Below are 18,637 nucleotides of genomic sequence, written 5' to 3' on the forward strand. Positions count from 1 at the left end.
TCACCCCGCTATCACGTTATTGTTATCCTCATCTGAAGGAGTCGGTGCTCTCAGCCAGTTTATAACATCCCTAGCGGTCAAGGACCATGAAATGAAGTCTAGAACTGGGGTAACTTTGGCTACTACCTTTCCCAATGGTCCGCCTGCCACGGTTTCCAGTTGTCCTGTATGCTCAGCTACTTTCTGAAGTACGGAATTTGCTATGCCCGCAGCTTTTACTGCCGTTTCGGCATTCTCCCCCACCGATTGGGGATTGCCCGTTATTTCAATTATATCACTAACCACAACGTTACCGTTGAATACTGCTCTGATGAGATACGAGTATCCTACAAGCCTATCCTTATACGAGCCTGTGGATAGCCATGGACTTTTCTTAAAGTAATAATCCGCTAGCTCATCATCTATGTTGATGGTTACTGTCAAGTCCTCCTGCATGTTGGTTGGAGTTAGGGTTACAGTTTGCTTGTTGACTGTAACGCTGCTTGGCCCGTTGGGCCATACTTTCTTACCTCCAAAGTCAACCTCCTCCAAGTTCAACGTAATCGTCTCAGCACTCCTCAGCTCAAAGTGCACAGTACAAGTGGTTGAACCGTCAAGAGGAACAACGGCAGGCTTGCACTCCATGTTTGCTTTAACTGGCCTGTCCTGCTTGACGTTGATTTTTGCACTTGCCAATGTCTTGCCCCCAACCTTTAAGTACAGAGTAGTATCCTGACCGATATTGCTGAAATCCGTCCAGTCACTCATCGTCTTGCCTGCATATATCTTTAATGCTCCATCTTGGATTACATAACCGCAACCGCTGCACCCGTACTCCGTGTCTTTCTTCGGCCACCACTTTGCTCCTGAATCATCGACCAGCTCAATGTTGAAGGGTCCATGTGCACAGTTCGGATCCAGGTTGGTGACGGTAATATGGACACTCACGCTATCCCCTGCCTCAACCCACTCTGGATAAACCTCCAAGTGGCCCTCCAGGGGGACACCGCTCAAACAAGTTGAAGAGGAAGACTTTTCCACACGTATCTTGCCGCTTCTCGAATCCTCCAGTTTTCCATCCTCCCACACTTCTACCCTCCAGTCATGATTCCCAGCGGTTGCGGTCCACATTAGGGTGACACACTCAAATCCCACCTGCTCCAACTCTGCTCCACTCATCGGCGTCACTTCCACTGTCATCTTTCTATAGCGTTCTTTTCCCGCCTCATTTAGTTTCAGTCATAGTCTTTTGAGGAGAGCTTATGCTTTAGCTAACGCCTCTTTCTTAGGCATAAGTTACTAAATCATGTTTCAGTACCAAGTATGTCCATAAACTAAGGAGCGCAAATATCGTGGGTTCTAGAATGCTTTGCGTGATTATAAAGATTACAAGTGAAGACCCAAGGGATAAGATCAATAATCCACGTCCCAATGATCTACCGATCATTTTGGAAATTGGCACATACATGAGAAATACCACAGTAAGGTAAATCATGATATCCCTGATAAGAGTTGCTCTTGTTGAATAAGCAAGAAGAGTAGGTAACAGAAAGCCTACTGCAAGCAAGTCATAGATCAAAAGAATTTTGGTAAACTCTGCATCTCTATGTGCGCTCCATTTGTGAGTGTAGTGATGAATTTCAAGTCTAATTGCCAGATAAGCTATCAAATATCCAATGACATAAACCAGCGCCCTAGAGTTCTTATTCAAGAATTCATACATAAAACTAATTAAAATTAAAAATGGAAGATAAAAAGTTAGAATGTTGTGAACTCGAATACTCTTCATGTAGCTCACCCCACGAAGTTATCATTGTCAAAATCTCTTGGTTGCTTCCATCCATAGAAATATACATTCTCCGTTATATCTGCTAGCAAGAGCAGTAGTCCGGCGTATCCGAACAGTCTAGATCCAAAAACCGCCAATTGTCCGGGTCCTGTTGCCTCGGTTGTTATGTACCCTGCCCTTTCGAGTATCTCTGTCACTACAAATGTTCCTGAACCGCCGTATTCAACTGCGTCTTTAATCGTGGTGCCATCATTCTTCAGTATCTGGAAGGTAGTGCTTATTGACAGTGCATTCTCAAAGTGCACCAGTATTTCCCAAGGCTGCTCCGTGGCAAGTTTATTCACATAAGAATGCCACGGGAAGAGGGGATCGATCCCAAAGTAAAACTCTGCAAAGCTTTCATCTACCGTAATCGTGATGTGAGTCTCGTCATCTGGATCATTCGGAGTCACCCTAAGAGTATCCTTTGACAATGTGACTCCTTTAAACTCGCTTGGCCAGACTTTTGCTCCCCCAACGTCGATTTCTGATATTCTAACTTGCACCGATTCTTCCGGGTTAGTTCGGAATAAGTATAAAGTGCAGTCAAGGTCGTCTACATCATTTTCACCCAGTACAACTTCATCATCGCATTCCAACTTCAAATCCGCCTTCCATGATTTCACTTCCACTTTCACTTCGCTCCAGTGTTCTTCTCCTGCTCCGTTTGGTTCACCATCGTAATTGTCGAGGAAGAGTTTGAACGTGTGAGTGCTGACTCCAGCAATGTTATAAGTGAGCGTTAGTATTGAGTCACCGTTAGCATTCACTGGAATCTTGGCTTCAATGCTCCTTATCACTTCCCCATCAACTTCAATGAAGCCTTTAACTGGAATCAGCGACCCATCGTAATTCCACGCCTTCACTTGCAAATACACTTCCCCTCCACCCTCAAGCTCAGTCGGGTAAGCGGTTAAAACAACGTTAAACAAATTGCCGGAAGTTCCAGAGACGCTCAAACTTCCGCTCCTCGAATCCTCCAGTTTTCCATCCTCCCACACTTCTACCCTCCAGTCATGATTCCCTGCGGTTGCGGTCCACACTAAGGTTGTGGTGCTCTCGCCGTTGCCCCCGATTGAGACGGTTCTGCTGGACTCCTTGACCCCATCAATAAACAGCTTCACATTCAGGGATCTGGACCGGGAGGAGGGGTTTCTGATACTCACGTCGAATCTCACTCTGTCCCCATCATCCGGATTCCGGGGTGATACATCAACGTCCGATATGACCAGAGTGCCGGTGGTTACTATGACCTTATCGCTTGCGCTCTTCGTGTGTCCGTTCCACGAAATGGTCGCCCGTGCCAGATATGTGCCGGAATCAGGATATGCTACGGTTTTGGTGAGTATCGTCTTCTCGCCATTTGCAGGGATCGTGACGGTACCTGAATAGTTTTTGGGGTCAAATTGGGGGAGAGATACTGTTACTCTGTACTTGACACCGTCCACCGGCAGACTATTGCCGTTTTTAACCTTCACCGTATACGTGACGCTCTCTCCCTCAACAATGTTGTGCCTTGATGCGGTAACGATAACATCGACCTTGCTCCAGTCAATTGAAGACCCGAGATCGATGGTTTCTGAGTAGCTCCTTGTTATGGTTCTGTCCTGACATTTCCTGGAGAGGGTCTGGCCGTCTTTAAATGATGTTGGTGGGCTGCTGCATACTGGCCGATAGGTGATTTTTACGTTCCCGGTTATCCGTATACTGCTTCCGGATACCCTAGCTGAGAACTTCCCGCTCCTCCATGTTTCCTCCTCGTCCGGGCCCAGGTAACTTATGGTTCCTGTGTCAGTTCCCCTGGAGGTTTTGTCTGAAACATTGACCTGGATTTTGCTTACCGAGTTATACTTGGCTACCATCGAAATTTCGACGTGGTACTTTATCTCACCCGCATCGTTCCTGTCCACCACGACACTGATCCCGTTTATTGAGAGAACTCCGAGAGTATTTTCCATATCCAGCGCTTCTTTGATCAGCCATTCGGGCAGGTTCAGGGGTTCTTGGAGATCTGGAGATGCCTTCTCTACTGGCATGGTCTCTTTGGTGTCCAAACCGCTCAGGGGTCTGGGCTGGCCAGGTTTAAGGTTGTCGTAACACGATACCCTTTTAGTCTTGTTAGTGCTGTATATCATGTAGACCCCGAGGGACTGCTTTAACTCCGCCATTTTTTGATTTATGATTTTGTCAATCTCAGGATTGTCGTTACCCCCTTTCTTTGCCTCCAACAGGGCCATGATATTGCTTGACAGCTCATATGCTTCGAGGGCAGATGGCCAGTAGTATACTGTATGGGTTGTTATTATCCAGGTCTCTGGACACCGGACTTCTGGAGTTGATTTTACGTCAGCGTCACCACTTCTACCGATGTCTTTTATGAGAAAATCATAGACCTTGACTATTTTTGTTTTTTCGATTGTGAATACAATGCCTCCGTTGGGAGTTCTCTTCTCAACCCTTGTTATCTCCTGTTCCGGGGATATTAGGCGTGGGTTTATTGGGGGAGATATGTTGAGAGTTATGTTCCGAGGCGGTCTTGGTGTTGGATGGGGAGGCATGAATTTTGTATATTTATACTCCTTTGGTTTTATCCTGTCGAGAATCAGTGCGGTTATTAACTCATTCAGTCCGCGGACGCTGCTGTAAAAAGTTTCTATGCCCGTCGAATCTCCCGAGTAATTGTAGTAGCTTGCATATGTTTCGATCCACGACCGTTTCAGAACAGGGTTGATCTGAAGGGACGAACCTGCCGTTGAAGGGGCCTCTTCGATATTTTTCCAATAACCTGTTTTCAAACCCCATGCTCCGTACTCGTTGTATTTGAACGCCACGTCGATGAAGGCCATGGAGAAATCCTCAAGGAAGGCTGTCATGTTGAAGTCTTCGTTAATCTCACCAGCGTTCTTGGCGATGTAATCTTCCAATGCTTGAATCTGCTCATCAGTCCAGCCTTGGGCTTTCAAAGCCTCCACGGTCTCTTGGGGAAGACCGTTCTGGCTGATGTTTTGAGCCATTTCTCTCAGCTCTTCCGCAGTGTAGTACGTCTTTACACCAGAAGCCTTCAGTTCCTCCATGGCCTGCCAGATTAACGCTGAAATGTTTGCGGCATTCTCGGCACCGAAGCGAGAGTTTTGAATTAGCTCCTTGACAAGAGTCGTGTTTCCAGTGGCGTTGAGGCGAACCACAAGTTCGGCTTCTCTGTTGAGGATTTCCCAGAATTTCTCGTACGGGTCGTTCTGGGCTTCAACAGTGGTGGCGTAGGCTGTACTCCCCGCCGCTGCTACTATCGATCCTAGCAGGAGGGTTATCAACAACACTCCTACTGCCTTTCTCATTGAAATTTCACCATGACACTAATCAAAGTTAGAAATTAAAAGGTTTTTCTATCAACATTTTGCACACCACCAAAAATAGTACACAAAAAATGGAAAATCACAGGCTCGTCAGCAGCTCTATCAACCCCTGCTTCGTCGGGACCTTCATGAACTTCTCGGGGTCCTTGACCTTGAGGAGCAGGGGGACGTCGCCAAACAGCTTGAGAACCTTTCCGAATGGTATGCTTCCCTCGCCGGGGAGAAGGTGAAGGTCGCCGACACCGTAGGCGAGGGCATCCTCGGGCTCCACCTGGGGGAAGAGCTTTCCGAAGTTGTCGTGTATCATGAGGATAATAGTTTTATCAGTTCCGAGCTTGACGTCCTCGAGCAGCTTGTCCGCGTCACCCTGGGCGCTGAGGAAGGCGTGGGCGACGTCGAGGGCGAAGCCGACGTTTTTCCTGTCCACGTTCTCGACGACGTAGAGCGTGTCCTTGACGCTGAAGGTGTTCTCGAGGGCTATCTTTATCCCGAACGGACCCACCATATCCGCAAGCTGCTGGAGGGCCTCTATTTCGAGGTCGAGCCGTCCGGTCCTTCCGCTCTGCATGACGATGACCTTGGCGCCCAGCTTTATCGCGACGTCGGCGACTGCCCTTGCGACGCGGAAGTGACGGGTGTAGTAGATGTGATCGCGGAGGTTGACGGAGGTGGGCATCCTGACGATGTAGTCGATTCCGACGCCCCTCAGGGTCGTCTCGATGTTTTTGAGCTTTTTCTCAACAACGACGCCGTTCTTTATGAGGCCGAGCGTGTGGGGGAATATCGAGACGAAGTCGTAGTTCTTTATCTTGACGTCCGCGAGCACCGACGCGAGGGTCTTGTCCTTCGTGACGAAATGCGGATAGACCGTAATTCCTATCTCCATGCTACCACCTACAAGAGAGTGTGCCGCTGGATATAAAAGCTTACCGAGGGACAGGGTTTAAAAGTTCCGGGCGGAACATCTTCCGGGTGAGTGGATGAGGGAAAACATCTGGAAGTACATATCCGCGGTTCTCATACTCCTGCTCGCCGCCTCAAGCGTGGCGGTGGTGCTGCTCTACATGCAGAACTCGGAGCTGAAATCTTACACCCCTTCGAACGTCTCCCCTGTAGTTGTGGAGACCTCACTGAACGCCACGTGCAACGAAACGGCTTACAGGCTCCAGATAGAAGAGCTCCAGAGGCAGCTCGACTTCATGCGGGCCCAGCTAAGGGAGAGGAACATGCCCGAAGACAACACGACGATAGCCGTCGTCCCGATATTCGGCCTGATTGACGAGTACACCGCCCTAAGAATCGTGCCCCTTCTGAGGGACGTTGCCCGGAACGACTCAATCGGCGGCGTTGTTCTATGGATAGAGAGTCCGGGCGGATACGTGGGGCCGGTGAGGGACATCTACGCCACGGTTCGGAAGCTCAACCTCATTAAACCCGTGGTCGCCTACACCGGAGGCATGGCGGCATCGGGTGGGTACTACATCGCCGCAGGCGCCGAGAAGATAATAGCGGACCCCCTCGCGGAGGTGGGCAGTATCGGCATCATCTACGTCCACTACAACCTCCAGAAGAACTACGAGATGAACGGCATCAAGGTCGATGTCTTCAAGACCGGCCCATACAAGGACACCGGTGCGGAGTGGCGCGACCTGAGCGAGGAGGAGCGCGAGATGATAGCGGAGAGCATTGACACCTATTTCCAGGCATTCCTCCAGGCGGTGAGCAGCGGGAGAAACATGCCGCTCAACGAGACCAGGAAGTATGCAACCGGCCAGACCTGGTTCGCCATGAACGTGACCGGCTCCCTTGTGGATGAAACCGGGGACATCGACCGTGCCCTGAGTATCCTTTCGGAGGAGCTCAACGTCACCAACCCGCGCGTCGTTATATACAGTGGGGACTCTCCTTCGGATTTTGGTATCTTCGGGAGCACGGCCCTCCTGCTTGATCCGCGCTACGTGAGCGCTTACCTGAAGACCGGCTGGGGTGGTTGAGATGCTCTGTGAGGAGAAGCTCGAGGTATTTGAAAACGGATTCCTGGATGAGAAGTTCAACCTCAGGGTGGAGTTTTACGGAAAGGACACCAGAAAGCTTCTCCTTGCGGTGATAAGGGAGCTTTACCTCCCCGATTATGGGGAGGATTATGTCTATCCCTTTGAGTGCGCCAAGGAGTTCTGGGGCATTCACATGGATTCCTCCGAGATAGTCGTCGAGGAATTCCGGCCGAGCCCCATCAAGTTCCTCAACCGCAGCGTTCTCAACCGCCTCGAAAAGGCCCTCGAGGAGATCGATGCGCCCCCGGAGGTTAAAGGTGCCATAGACTTCGAAAAGGCCGAGGTTCACAAGCTCAAGAAAGGTTTATTAGCCCTGGGGAAGAACTTCATACTCGGTGAGGGGGCGTACCTCATCGTCTTCAACAAGCCGAGCGCGCGGGAGCTCATACTGAAATACCTGGGGATGCTGGATGGAGCTTGAAGCCGCGGTCTGGATCGCGATATCACTCGTCGTCCTCTACCTCGTCTGGGAGACGGTTAGCCCTATCCTTTCTCCCCTTATACTCGCGATAACCCTGGCTTACATTCTCTATCCGTTCCACGAGCGCCTCTCCCGGAAAACCGGAAAGCGTGTTTCTGCTTTCACCATGACAGGTATCCTCACGATCCTGACGTTTCTCTTCATGATCGGCTTTGCCCTCTGGATAAACGACGTCAAGCAGTCCCTGGCGTACTACATCGATGCCTTCTTCCGGTGGCTGCTTGGCTTCCACCTTCCCCCCGCAATCTACGAGCTCATCCAGCGCCTCGCGGAGGATATTCCCAAGCGCTTTGAGGAGTACGTTCTTGGCTATACCTACTCCCTTCCCAAGCTCTCCCTCCAGGCCATCGTGATGGTCTTCGCGTTTTACGGGATCCTCGTGAACACCGAGACAATACGGGAGGAAGTTCATGCCCTCCTTCCACAGGACAACAGGGAGCTGGCCCTTAAACTCCTGAACAGCGCTGGAAGAACCCTCCACAGCCTCCTCCGCGGATGGCTCGCCCTGAGCATACTCAAGGGTGTGGCCATAGCGATAGGTTTCTATCTTTTCGCCATAGCCGACGCCGGCGGTGCGATAGCGGCCGGCATCTTCACGATAATCTTTGAGCTCCTCCCCGTCCTCGGGGGATGGATAGTCTGGCTGGCCGGGGCAGCCTATCTCTTCGGCACCGGAGAGGCCCTCGCGGCGGCCGTCTTTGCCCTCTACGGCGCGGTTTTCGTCTCCCCGATGCCGGACTACATCCTCAGGTCCCGCCTGGGCGAGAGGGAAACCGGTGTAAACGCGCTGATAAGCCTCGTTGGAATCTTCGGGGGTTACATAGCCTTCGGCTTCGTCGGCCTGATAATCGGCCCCGTTGCCCTGTCCCTCCTCGGAACCCTGGTTGAGGAATGGAAGAAGACGAAAGAAGCGGCTATGGCCTGAACTTCCTCATGAACGCTGCCATCTTGACGGCATCGAGTGTTTCCCTGACGTCGTGTGTCCGGATTATGTTTGCTCCGTTGAAGACGGCCACTGCCGTGGCGGCAAGACTCCCCGGGAGCCTCTCCGCGGGGTCTTTTCTGTCAGTTATTGCCCCGATGAACGACTTTCTGGAGACCCCTATAAGGATGGGCCGTCCGAAAATTTTGAGCATGTTGAGGTTCGTCAGAACCTTTGAGTCCCACTCGTACCAGGGGGGCCACTCCGGGCGGAGGAAGCCTATGGCCGGGTCCACCGCCACGTCCTCTATACCGTGTCTCTGGGCTACAACGAGGCTCTCCCGGAGAAGGTCTATCACGGTATGAATCGGGTCGCTGAGGTTCCTCACTTTTCCATGGGCGCAGACTATCACCGGAGCACCGTACTCACCGGCCACTTCCGCCATCCTCGGGTCGCCCTTCAGACCGGTGACGTCGTTTATCACATTCGCGCCCGCCTTCAGGGCCTCCTCTGCGACTTTTGCGCTGGTGGTGTCTATGCTTATTGGCACGTCCACGTGGTCGCGGATGGCCTTAACCGCCCATACCGCCCGTCTTACCTCCTCCTCAACGGGAATCTGGGTCTCGAGGTAGGGGGCGGTGGACTTGGCGCCAATATCTATGAATGCTGCCCCATCCTCAACCATCTTCACCGCGGTCTCGATGAGCCTGTTCTCGTCGTCCCTGACGCTCCCCTTGTAGAAGCTCTCAGGCGAAACGTTGATGACGCCCATTATCCTGGGCTCACCCAGGTCAATCCCCGCGAACTTCATGGTTCACACCCAGCTCGAGCTTGATTGCCATGAATAAAAAGGTTAGTGTGGCTATGACTTTTCTCTTCTCCAAGCCCCGCCCTGTAGGGCGGGGTACAGTATTCTGAAAATCAGCCTTCAAGCAGGAAAGCAACCTTTTTTAAAGCCCAAAAACCGTACTATACTTTGGAATGAAACGGGCAGTAACGGTAAAACTCCAGCCCTCAGCAAGAGAAAATTCTCTTCGAGTTAGCCCACGCCACAGCAATAATCTGGAACAGGCTTAACTACCAGAGGCTCAAACAGTTCAAAGAATTTGGCAAAATAGACTTTTCAACAACTGAAAAAGAGGCCTATCACGAGTTCAAAAACTGGATTGGCGGCTCAACAGTTCAACAATTAGCTCGAAAGAATGCAGAAGCGTGGCGAAGTTTCTTCTCACTCAACAAAAAGAAAAAGAAGAGAGAACTTCCCGAGTGGTTCAAACCAAAACCACCAAAATTCGTCAAAGAAGAGAATGGGTGGAAGCTCTTCATAATTCCCCTCAGGAACGACCAGTATCGGATTGATGGGAACGTTATTGAATTGAGGAGGCTCGGCAAATTTGGAAAACTCGAAGTTCAGTTTAAGGGGAGAATACACCTGAAGGGCAAGCAAGGACGCTTGGAAATCACTTACGACCCGGTAAAGCGGAAGTGGTATGCTTACCTAAGCATCACAGTCGGGGAAAAACTTGAGGGTAGAGAATGGGTTAAGCTTCCGAGAACTCCCAAGGGAAGCCTTTCAGCGGGAATTGACTTGGGTGTAAACAATTTGATGGCCATTTACGTTGAGAATGGGGAAAGCTTCCTCGTGAACGGAAGACCGCTGAAGAGCATTGATTTTTACTGGCGGAAGAAGATTGCTGAGTACCAGTCGAAACTCAACAAGTCCGGCTGTAAAAAGAGTAGAAAACTCAAAAGAATGCATGAGAAGGCGAAACTTCAGGCGAAGCACTACATCAATACTGTCGTTAGACAGACTGTTAAGAAACTCTATTGGAGTTTCCAAAATCGTCGTGGGTTATCCGAAAGGCATTGCAAGAAACTCCGACAAGGGCAAAAGGCAAAACTTCCTCCTCTCTCACGTCTGGCGGTTTAATTACCTCATCAAACGCTTAACCGAGGTTGCGGAAGAGTATGGTATTCGAGTTTTGGTTGTTGATGAGGCTTTGACTTCGCAAGTTTGCCCCCTCTGTGGCCAACGCCATGAGAACGCTCGTTTTGTTAGGGGTTTGTTTAAGTGCCACAGGGAGGGCGTTGTTATGAATGCTGACCTTGTTGGAGCGTTTAACATTTTGAAGAAGGTTTTGGAAACCATAACCCCGAATCTGAGCGGTCTTTATGCTCAGAGGAGGGGTAACGGGGGGAAGACCGCCCCAGAGGGGTCGAAGACCCACTTTTTGACGGGTTTGAATGAGACCCCTCAAACCTCCCTGCCATTGGCGAGGGGTTAGCTCGTTGGAACCCTCGCCCTTCAGGGTGGGGAGGAGGTCAGCGTGGGCAGGATTGGGTCGACATTCGGGTCGTTGGAATGCACCGCGGCCGCGAGGAGGCCATTGACTGCGCTGAAGCCGGCCAGGACCGCCTCGTCGGTTACCTTCACCTTGAGCCTGCCGAGGACGTGGAAGAGGTACAGCTCGGTCACGAGGGGCGCTATGGTTAGTATCCCGATAAGTCCGGTGAATATCATGAGGATGTACAGGGCAATCCCAAGTGCGTCATCGCCTTCCCCCATATTATCACCGTGGGGTGTAATATTGGAGATACTTAAAAGTTTTGCCAACCGTTAAAAATCGATAACCCCAAATCCCCCCGGTGACGTTCATGCTAATCCGTACTCCGAGGAGGCTTCATCTGGGTCTCATCGATCCATCGGCTACCTTTGGGAGGCGCTTTGGGAGTCTCGGCGTTGCCCTTGAGGGTGGCTACGAGGTCAGAATCGTCGAGGGCGAGGCCATGGAAGTGATTGCAGATGGAGAAGACAGGGAAACCATCGAGTTCGTCATAAGGAGGATGAACTCCGCCTACGAAACGGGGGTTAATTACCTGGTTGAGGTTAGACAGGCTATTCCTAGGCACGTTGGCCTAGGCTCCACCACCCAGCTCAGCCTGGCGGTCGCGATGGGGATAGCCCGGCTTAACAACCTGAACGTCTCGATTGAGGAGCTGGCGAGGGTTCTCGGGAGGGGGAGGAACGGCGGCGCCGGAATTTACTCCTTCGCCCACGGTGGATTCGTCATAGACGGCGGCGTTAGGAACGGCATTCCGCCCCTGATATTCCGCCAGGATTTTCCCCCCGAATGGGGCTTTCTCCTCGTGATTCCAGAACTTAAACCCGGCCTCGACGAGGAGGAGGAAAAGCCCGTGATGGCTGGCGTCGTTGGAAGGGCCGACGTTGCCATGGAGATAAGCCACAGAATACTGCTTGGCCTCCTACCTGCTTTAAAGGAGAGGGACGTGAAGACCTTCGGTGAGCACCTCTCCGCGATACAGAGGCTGGTCGGAAAGCACTTCGAGCCGTACCAGGGCGGGGAGTTCAGGGAGGACGTTAAGCTGATACTCGACTTTCTGGCGGAGAAAACCTACGGCCACGGCCAGAGCTCCTGGGGCCCGACTGTCTACGGGCTGATACTCAGGAGTGAATTCCAGAGGCTCAGCGCCGAAGCCCACGACTACCTCCAGGAGCACGGGATAAGGGCGAAGGTCGAGCTCGGCCTTCCGAACAACACCGGCGCGGAGATAATCGGGGAGAGCGCTTTTCTCGAAAGGTTGATAAGGTCCGTGGAAAAAGAGTAAATAACGGTGACTGTCATGGAGCCATTGGAGGGGCTTCTAAAGCTCCTGGACAGGTACTTTGGAGAAAATGTAAGGGTCGTGCTCCTATTTGGCTCCAGGACAAGGGGTCTGGCCAGCCCGGGTTCTGATTACGACATCCTTGTGTTGGTTGAGGGAGATAAATCCGGCGGGAGGGAGTTCTGGAGGGAGCTGTTCAAACTGGAACTTGAGCTGGGAGTTTCTTTTGATGTGATAATTCTCCGCGAAGAAGAAGTTTCAGCAGATAATCCCCTGCTGTGGGGGATTCTTACAGGATACAGGGTTCTGCGTGGCGAAGAGCACTGGGAGCGCATGTTGAAGAGACTTAGGAAGGACATCAGAAAGAGAAAACCCCGCCTCATTGAGGGGGACAAACAATGGCAGATAGCCCAGTTGGTCTAACCCTCCGCCTTGCGGAGGAGCACCCGAACGCTGCCCTCGACGAGATTAACTCGGGTAGATTGAACTTCGCGGTCTTTCACATTCAGCAGGCGATTGAAAAGAGCCTGAAAGCCCTTCTTCTCTCAAGAAACCTGGACGTTCGCACCCATAAGCTGAGTGCCCTCGTTTCCCTTGCGGGCATTGATCTTGATGATGAGCTGTTGCTGAGTCTCGCCGAGATTGAAAGGGAGTACACGAGGAGCAGGTATTACACTCCGGGATTCAATCCGCTCACCGACTACCGCATTGAGGACGTTTCCCGGTGGTATGAAGCAGCTAAAAGAGTATACAGCACGGTGGTGAGCATGCTATGAGCTTGGACCGCTTCATTCAGATAAAGTACAAGGTCGACGATGAAAAGGTTGGAATTCTCAGGGAGATTCTAAGTGAACTTGGCATCGACTGCGCCGGAACCATCGAGGAGAGGGTTGACCTCCAGTTCGACGCCCTCAGGAACCTCCACGACAACCTGGGAGACGACGAACTCTTCATCAGGCTGGTCGTTGCGAACTCCCTCGTGAGCTATCAGCTCTCCGCCAGGGGGGAGCAATGGTGGTGGGAGTTCTCAAGGTACTTTTCAGAAAATCCGCCGGGGGAGAGCATATCGGAGGCATACTCCCGCTTCCTGCCGAACTCCAGGACCAACAGGCGGCTCGTTGCGGGGAAAATAAAAAGGTTGGAGAGAGTTGAGCCGTTCCTCGATTCCCTGTCGCTGGATGACTTGAGGGACTACTACTTCAACGGCATGGAGCGCCTGCGCGACGAGCTTGCAAAGGTCCTCGGCTCGAAGAAAAGCGCCAAGACGATAGTCTTCACCGTCAAGATGTTCGGCTACGCGGGCAGGATAGCCTTCGGGGAGTTCGTGCCCTACCCAATGGCCATTGAGATACCCGACGACGTGAGGATAAACGCCTATACCAAACGCTTCACGAACGAGCCTCCGGTGAGCTTCTGGGGTAGAATCGCGGAGGGAACTGGAATTCCGCCGCTCCACATAGATTCGATACTCTGGCCCGTTCTGGGAGGAAATGACGAAGTTCTCAGGCGGCTGAGGGAGCACTGCACGAAGTGGGAGGACGTCTTGCGGCTGACTGCCCTTTGAATTTTTGACGTTTTCTCTTTTTCAAGCCTCGCCGTTCACGGCGGGGTACGGTGTTCTGCAAATTAGCCATCAAACAGGAAAGCAATCTTTTTTAAAGCTCAAAAACAGTACCATACTTTGAAATGAAGCGAGAAGTAACGGTTAAACTTCAACCCTCAAAGGAGCAGGAGAAAATCCTTTTCGAATTAGCTCACGCCACAGCAGTAATCTGGAACAAACTCAATTACCAGAGGCTCAAACAGTTCAACGAATTCGGCAAAATTGACTTTAATGGAACAGAAAAAGAAGCCTATCACGAGTTCAAAAACTGGATTGGCGGCTCAACAGTTCAACAGTTGGCAAGAAAAAACGCAGAAGCGTGGCGTTCATTCTTCTCACTCAACAGGAAGAAAAAGAAGGGAGAACTGCCCGAATGGTTCAAGCCGAAACCACCGAAATTCGTTAGAGAAAAGAACGGCAGAAAATTCTTCATAATTCCCCTCAGAAACGACCAGTATTGGGTCAAGGAAAATATCCTCGAATTGAGAAGACTTGGCAAATTTGGAAAACTCGAAATTCAGTTCAAGGGAAGAATACACTTGAAGGGCAAGCAAGGGCGGTTGGAGATAACTTTTGACCCCGTTAAGCGGAAATGGTACGCTCACTTGAGTTTTACGGTAGAGGAAAAACTTGAAGGTGGGGAGTGGATTAAACTCCCGAGGACGCCAAAGGGAAGCCTCTCAGCGGGGATAGACTTGGGAGTGAACAACTTGATGGCCGTTTACGTTGAGAATGGTGAAAGCTTCCTCGTGAATGGGAGACCATTAAAGAGCATTGACTTCTACTGGCGAAGGAGGATTGCCGAGTACCAGTCAAAACTCAACAAGAGTGGAGCTAAAACGGGGAGAAAACTCAAGAGAATGCACGAGAGAGCTAAACTCCAAGCCAAGCACTACATCAACACGGCAGTCAGGCAAACGGTGAGAAGGCTTTACGATTTGGGTGTTTCCAGAATAGTTGTTGGTTATCCGAAAGGTATCGCAAGAAACTCTGAGAAGGGCAGTAAGCAGAATTTTATCCTCTCCCACGTCTGGCGGTTCAATTACGTGATTAAACGCTTAACCGAGGTTGCTGAAGAGTATGGCATTGCTGTTGAAATTGTTGATGAGGCTTTTACTTCTCAATCCTGCCCTCTCTGCGGCCAACGCCACTCTGACGGGAGGATTTTTAGGGGTTTGTTTAAGTGCCGTAGAGAGGGCGTTGTTATGAATGCTGATTTAGTTGGTGCTTTCAACATTTTGAAAAAGGCTGTCAAAACCATAACCCCAAATCTGAGTGGTCTTTACGCTCAGAGGAGGGGTAACTGGCCGAAGGCCCGGCCAGAGGGGCTGAAAAGCCCGCCTTTATTGGGCTTTAGTGAAGCCCCTCAAACCTCCCCGCCTTTAGGTTAAGGGGTTCATCGTTGGAACCCCCGCCCTGAAGGGCGGGGAGGAGGTCAGTTGGGCCGACCCAAAGGTTTAAATATTCCGCCGTCAATAACACCTCGAAGTTCGAGGTATCGGAGTGAAAGGTATGTCCGAGGTTCTTATAACTGTCGGTGGAGCGTCGGCCAGCAACCGCAGGGGGGCGCCGTCACTTCAACCCCATAGACAAAATTTTTATACTCCTCCGATTAGTTGTAGTCGGGTGGACGGCTTCACTCCGGTACCGAAATAAGGAGGTAGGTGTTATGTTTTGGGGATTTCAGCTTGAGTTCAAGCAGAGCCTTCGAACTAAGAAGCTCTGGGTTATCCTGGGTGTCATGATGCTTCTGTACATACCGGGGTTCTACTTCCAGAAGGCCTCTGGTGAGGGAATAGAAACCGTTCAGCAGGCCGTTTCGGTTCTCATAGGCAACATCAACGGACTGGGCGGCTTTTTCATCGCCATACTCGCCCTCCTGATGGGGGCCACCGCGATAAACAGCGAGATAGAGAAGGGAACTCTGCGCGTTGCCATGAGCAAGCCGATAAAGCGGCTGGGCTACATCGGTGGCAAGTTCCTTGCCCACACGGTGGTTGTGCTGATGGCACTCCTTCTGACGACCCTCGTGGGAATAGTCGGCCTGGCGTGGTTGGGTGCCCCCATGGGGAGTCAGCTCGTCACCGATTCTCTCCTGCTCAACGGTCTGCTGCTCCTGGCAATGGTACAGCTGATAGCGCTGGGCTACATAATCTCCACCGCCGTGAAGTCTTCCAGCACCGCCCTCGGCGTGGCCCTGGTGATCATGTTCGTGGTCTTCATGATAATGCCCGCCATAGTTCAGTTCATGGCCGCCAAGGACACCGTACTAAGCGACCACCCCGACTGGGAGGCGTATCAGGAGAAAAGCAAGGAGTACAAGACCAGATATCTCTTCTACGTTCCAACGACCCAGATAGACGTCATAGTCAGCGATGCCACAAAGGTTACGGGGGACATAGAGAATCCGCAGATAGAATACGTGGGAATAGGGGGTGCCATACGGAAGAATCCCGTTAACCTGGGCATACTCTTCGGACTCACCTTCGTCTACCTCGCCCTGGCCTTCCACCGCTTCCTCCGCATGGATTTGAGGTGATGGCGATGATAAGGATTGAGAATCTCGTTAAGGTTTACAAAGACGTTCGCGCCCTCGATGGCCTGAACCTTGAGGTTAAGCCCGGCCAGATATACGGCTTCCTCGGTCCCAACGGCGCCGGAAAGAGCACCACCATCCTCAGCACCCTGGGCCTGATATTCCCGCAGGAGGGGAGGATTCAGCTCTTCGAGCTTGAGGTTTTTGCCAACGGTAAGTTCGATGAGGGAAGCCTCGTTGAGGCCAAGAAGCGAATAGGCTACATGCCGGAGCACGCCACCCTCTGGGATTTTCTAACGCCGGAACAGACCCTTGACGTTATTGCCGACGCGTTTGGGATTCCGAGGGCTGAGAAGGAGAGGCGGATTAATGAACTCCTTGACCTTGTTGGTTTGAAGGAAGCCAGAAGGAGGAAAGTCGGCAAGTTCTCGAAGGGAATGCGCCAGCGTCTCCTGCTTGCCCAGGCGCTCATCAACGACCCTGAACTGCTAATCCTCGACGAGCCGATGACTGGTTTGGATCCGCGAGGAATAGCGGAGTTCAAGGACATCATCAGAGAGCAGAAAAAGGCCGGGAAGACGGTTTTCTTCTCGAGCCACATCCTGGCTCACGTCGAGGAAATATGCGATACCGTCGGTGTAATAGTCAAGGGCAAGCTTCGCGTTGAGGACAACCTCGACAGCATCAAGAGGGAGTTCCTGAGGAAGGCAGGCTACACGATCGTGCTTGAGACCAACGTTCCGGTGGACTTTACGGGGGTCGAGTGGAAGGTTACGCCGCTGGGCGAGAAGAAGTACCGCATAGTGGCACCGGGGGACATAAGAGAGGAGGTTCACGATTTCGTTGCTTCACGCGGCGCCAAGATACTCACAATGCAGGTCAAAGAGCCGAGCCTTGAGGAGATATTCCTCAAAATGGTGGAGTGAGGGCTAAAGCCTGGCCCTCTCGAATTCCTCCTTTCTATCCAGGGGCTTGGTTGCATCTATCCCCCACTTCGCGGTTAGGCTCTTCTCGGCGGAGGGGTCAAGGGAGCTTCCGCGGGCGTTGGGGATGACCACAAGGTCCCTGTCCGCCTGGAAGCGCGTAGCTATCGCCCACTCGACGTCCCTGTCGTCGTATATGTCCACGTCCTCATCGACAACTACCACGTGCTTCAGGCTTGGATGGCCGGCGAATGCCGCCAGGATAGCGTTCTTGCCGTCACCGTCGTGCTGTTTGGTTATGCTCACCACCGCGTGGAGCCACATCGCACCGCCCTCGGTCAGCCTTACGCCGTGAACCTTTGGAACGACCCTCTTAACGCTCGCGTAAATCTGCGGCTCCTTCGGCAGGCCCATCAGCATGTAGTGCTCGTAGCCGCCGGGGAGAAGGGCGTGGAAGATTGGCTCGTCAACGTGGTGCATGCGCTCGAAGACCACCACCGGCTGCTTCCTCACGTAGTCGTAGGTTCCGGTTATATCCACAAAGGGCCCTTCGTCCGTCAGTTCGGGAAGTATCTTCGCCTCGAAGACGAAGTCGGTCTCGACGGGAACGGGGATTCCTCCGAGGTCGAAGACTTCGAGGGGCTTTCCGAAGGAGATGCGGCTCATCGCCGAGGCTATCTCAAGCTCGCTTACGCCGTACGCAACGCTCGTGGCACCGGCGATTAGGAGGTGAACCGGGTTCCCGACGACTATCCTGACGTCCAACTCTTCTCCCTCCTCTGCCTTTTCCTTCCACATGGCGTAAAGGTGCCTCGGGACGAGTCTTATGGCGGCCCTTTTCTCGTCGATGACCATCATCCTGTGGAAAGACATGTTGACGAAGCCGTTTTCGTCCTTGGCTATGACCATGGCGGAGGTGAAGTACTGGCCGCCGTCCTGGGGGTAGTACTTTGGAATCGGAAGCTCGCGGAGCGAAAAGTCTCTGATAGAGTTCGCCATGAAGGGTGCACCGTCAACCGTCCTGTAGGGTTCGGGGTTCTCCATGGCCTTCGTCATCGTGTGAAGTATCTCCTCCCTCTCGATACCAAGGTACGATGCAATCCTTTCCCTGGTGCTCCAGATGTTGCCCGCGACTTCCCATCCGTCCACGTCTTTGAAGAGGACGGGTCTGTCGCGGTACTTCAGAAGATAACGCGTTACCTCGAGCTCTTTGCTTACCGGCTCCTTAACAACGACGGCATCATCAAACCGTTCGATGATTTCCCTCAGCATTCTATCACCTTAGTTTGGTGTTCCAAAAGGCCTATAAAGCCTTTTTCCAAACTTTCGACGAT

The 18,637-nt window shown here is 52.0% G+C and carries 16 protein-coding genes and 1 pseudogene; 11 read left to right on the forward strand and 6 right to left on the reverse strand.

Going from position 1 to position 18,637, the window contains the following annotated elements:
- The 3 genes from FH039_RS04915 to FH039_RS04930 form a co-directional block, all read right to left on the reverse strand.
- A complete protein-coding gene (locus FH039_RS04915; RefSeq protein ID WP_139680429.1) occupies window positions 1-1,158 on the reverse strand; it encodes a hypothetical protein in 1,158 nt (385 codons plus the stop codon).
- 615 nt (window positions 1,159-1,773) lie between these two features.
- The gene (locus FH039_RS12345) at window positions 1,774-5,142 is read right to left on the reverse strand and encodes a hypothetical protein (protein ID WP_240703283.1); all 3,369 of its coding nucleotides are present in this window, start codon (window positions 5,140-5,142) and stop codon (window positions 1,774-1,776) included.
- Window positions 5,143-5,239: 97 nt separating this feature from the next.
- Window positions 5,240-6,046, reverse strand: a complete 807-nt coding sequence (locus tag FH039_RS04930) for a sugar phosphate isomerase/epimerase family protein (RefSeq protein ID WP_139680431.1) — start codon at window positions 6,044-6,046, stop codon at window positions 5,240-5,242.
- Between the two features lie 94 nt (window positions 6,047-6,140).
- On the opposite strand from FH039_RS04930, the gene sppA reads away from it, so the two are divergent.
- Genes sppA through FH039_RS04945 form a run of 3 tightly spaced genes read left to right on the forward strand, consistent with a single transcriptional unit; the run spans window position 6,141 to window position 8,620 of the window.
- Window positions 6,141-7,154: a signal peptide peptidase SppA gene (gene sppA / locus FH039_RS04935; protein WP_139680432.1), complete on the forward strand. Its 1,014-nt coding sequence runs from the start codon at window positions 6,141-6,143 to the stop codon at window positions 7,152-7,154.
- 1 nt (window position 7,155) lies between these two features.
- Window positions 7,156-7,635, forward strand: coding sequence for a PH1570 family protein (locus tag FH039_RS04940; RefSeq protein WP_139680433.1), 480 nt, complete (start codon window positions 7,156-7,158; stop codon window positions 7,633-7,635).
- Complete coding sequence (locus FH039_RS04945) at window positions 7,625-8,620, forward strand: AI-2E family transporter (RefSeq protein WP_139680434.1); 996 nt, start codon at window positions 7,625-7,627, stop codon at window positions 8,618-8,620. Before FH039_RS04940 ends, FH039_RS04945 begins: the two co-directional genes overlap by 11 nt.
- On the opposite strand, the gene folP is transcribed toward FH039_RS04945, so the two are convergent.
- Window positions 8,610-9,428, reverse strand: coding sequence for a dihydropteroate synthase (folP, locus tag FH039_RS04950; protein ID WP_139680435.1), 819 nt, complete (start codon window positions 9,426-9,428; stop codon window positions 8,610-8,612). The genes FH039_RS04945 and folP overlap by 11 nt on opposite strands.
- A 170-nt stretch (window positions 9,429-9,598) precedes the next feature.
- Between folP and FH039_RS04955 the strand changes: the two are divergent.
- Window positions 9,599-10,902, forward strand: a pseudogene (locus FH039_RS04955) (RNA-guided endonuclease InsQ/TnpB family protein).
- A gap of 20 nt (window positions 10,903-10,922) precedes the next feature.
- Here FH039_RS04955 and FH039_RS04960 read toward each other — a convergent pair.
- Window positions 10,923-11,183, reverse strand: a complete 261-nt coding sequence (locus FH039_RS04960; protein ID WP_139680436.1) for a hypothetical protein — start codon at window positions 11,181-11,183, stop codon at window positions 10,923-10,925.
- Between the two features lie 89 nt (window positions 11,184-11,272).
- Between FH039_RS04960 and FH039_RS04965 the strand changes: the two genes are divergently transcribed.
- From FH039_RS04965 to FH039_RS04995, 7 genes are all read left to right on the forward strand, one after another.
- The gene (locus FH039_RS04965) at window positions 11,273-12,244 is read left to right on the forward strand and encodes a beta-ribofuranosylaminobenzene 5'-phosphate synthase family protein (protein ID WP_139681652.1); all 972 of its coding nucleotides are present in this window, start codon (window positions 11,273-11,275) and stop codon (window positions 12,242-12,244) included.
- Between the two features lie 15 nt (window positions 12,245-12,259).
- Window positions 12,260-12,664, forward strand: a complete 405-nt coding sequence (locus FH039_RS04970; protein ID WP_168188372.1) for a nucleotidyltransferase domain-containing protein — start codon at window positions 12,260-12,262, stop codon at window positions 12,662-12,664.
- On the forward strand, window positions 12,640-13,017 hold the full coding sequence (locus tag FH039_RS04975) for a HEPN domain-containing protein (protein WP_139680438.1): 378 nt from the start codon (window positions 12,640-12,642) through the stop codon (window positions 13,015-13,017). Before FH039_RS04970 ends, FH039_RS04975 begins: the two co-directional genes overlap by 25 nt.
- Complete coding sequence (locus tag FH039_RS04980; protein WP_139680439.1) at window positions 13,014-13,805, forward strand: N-glycosylase/DNA lyase; 792 nt, start codon at window positions 13,014-13,016, stop codon at window positions 13,803-13,805. Before FH039_RS04975 ends, FH039_RS04980 begins: the two co-directional genes overlap by 4 nt.
- A 122-nt stretch (window positions 13,806-13,927) precedes the next feature.
- Window positions 13,928-15,235 (forward strand): RNA-guided endonuclease InsQ/TnpB family protein, encoded by a 1,308-nt coding sequence (locus FH039_RS04985; protein ID WP_139680440.1) that lies wholly within the window; start codon window positions 13,928-13,930, stop codon window positions 15,233-15,235.
- A gap of 278 nt (window positions 15,236-15,513) precedes the next feature.
- Window positions 15,514-16,383, forward strand: a complete 870-nt coding sequence (locus tag FH039_RS04990) for an ABC transporter permease (protein ID WP_139680441.1) — start codon at window positions 15,514-15,516, stop codon at window positions 16,381-16,383.
- Between the two features lie 5 nt (window positions 16,384-16,388).
- Entirely contained in the window at window positions 16,389-17,306 is a 918-nt protein-coding gene (locus FH039_RS04995) for an ABC transporter ATP-binding protein (protein ID WP_139681653.1), read from the forward strand.
- Window positions 17,307-17,309: 3 nt separating this feature from the next.
- On the opposite strand, the gene FH039_RS05000 is transcribed toward FH039_RS04995, so the two are convergent.
- Entirely contained in the window at window positions 17,310-18,575 is a 1,266-nt protein-coding gene (locus tag FH039_RS05000; RefSeq protein WP_139680442.1) for a UbiD family decarboxylase, read from the reverse strand.
- Window positions 18,576-18,637: the final 62 nt, after the last annotated feature.

This window comes from Thermococcus indicus, from assembly GCF_006274605.1.
In the GTDB taxonomy this organism is placed as follows: domain Archaea; phylum Methanobacteriota_B; class Thermococci; order Thermococcales; family Thermococcaceae; genus Thermococcus; species Thermococcus indicus.

What these genes read in the sequence shown, in the direction of transcription:
- FH039_RS04990 (WP_139680441.1), top strand. Translation starts at nt 15,514, where the DNA reads ATGTTTTGGGGATTTCAGCTTGAGTTCAAGCAGAGCCTTCGAACTAAG.
- FH039_RS04915 (WP_139680429.1), bottom strand. Translation starts at nt 1,158, where the DNA reads ATGAGTGGAGCAGAGTTGGAGCAGGTGGGATTTGAGTGTGTCACCCTA.
- FH039_RS04945 (WP_139680434.1), top strand. Translation starts at nt 7,625, where the DNA reads ATGGAGCTTGAAGCCGCGGTCTGGATCGCGATATCACTCGTCGTCCTC.
- FH039_RS04980 (WP_139680439.1), top strand. Translation starts at nt 13,014, where the DNA reads ATGAGCTTGGACCGCTTCATTCAGATAAAGTACAAGGTCGACGATGAA.
- FH039_RS04975 (WP_139680438.1), top strand. Translation starts at nt 12,640, where the DNA reads ATGGCAGATAGCCCAGTTGGTCTAACCCTCCGCCTTGCGGAGGAGCAC.
- FH039_RS04940 (WP_139680433.1), top strand. Translation starts at nt 7,156, where the DNA reads ATGCTCTGTGAGGAGAAGCTCGAGGTATTTGAAAACGGATTCCTGGAT.
- FH039_RS04930 (WP_139680431.1), bottom strand. Translation starts at nt 6,046, where the DNA reads ATGGAGATAGGAATTACGGTCTATCCGCATTTCGTCACGAAGGACAAG.
- FH039_RS04965 (WP_139681652.1), top strand. Translation starts at nt 11,273, where the DNA reads ATGCTAATCCGTACTCCGAGGAGGCTTCATCTGGGTCTCATCGATCCA.
- folP (WP_139680435.1), bottom strand. Translation starts at nt 9,428, where the DNA reads ATGAAGTTCGCGGGGATTGACCTGGGTGAGCCCAGGATAATGGGCGTC.
- FH039_RS12345 (WP_240703283.1), bottom strand. Translation starts at nt 5,142, where the DNA reads ATGAGAAAGGCAGTAGGAGTGTTGTTGATAACCCTCCTGCTAGGATCG.
- FH039_RS04985 (WP_139680440.1), top strand. Translation starts at nt 13,928, where the DNA reads ATGAAGCGAGAAGTAACGGTTAAACTTCAACCCTCAAAGGAGCAGGAG.
- sppA (WP_139680432.1), top strand. Translation starts at nt 6,141, where the DNA reads ATGAGGGAAAACATCTGGAAGTACATATCCGCGGTTCTCATACTCCTG.
- FH039_RS05000 (WP_139680442.1), bottom strand. Translation starts at nt 18,575, where the DNA reads ATGCTGAGGGAAATCATCGAACGGTTTGATGATGCCGTCGTTGTTAAG.
- FH039_RS04995 (WP_139681653.1), top strand. Translation starts at nt 16,389, where the DNA reads ATGATAAGGATTGAGAATCTCGTTAAGGTTTACAAAGACGTTCGCGCC.
- FH039_RS04960 (WP_139680436.1), bottom strand. Translation starts at nt 11,183, where the DNA reads ATGGGGGAAGGCGATGACGCACTTGGGATTGCCCTGTACATCCTCATG.
- FH039_RS04970 (WP_168188372.1), top strand. Translation starts at nt 12,260, where the DNA reads ATGGAGCCATTGGAGGGGCTTCTAAAGCTCCTGGACAGGTACTTTGGA.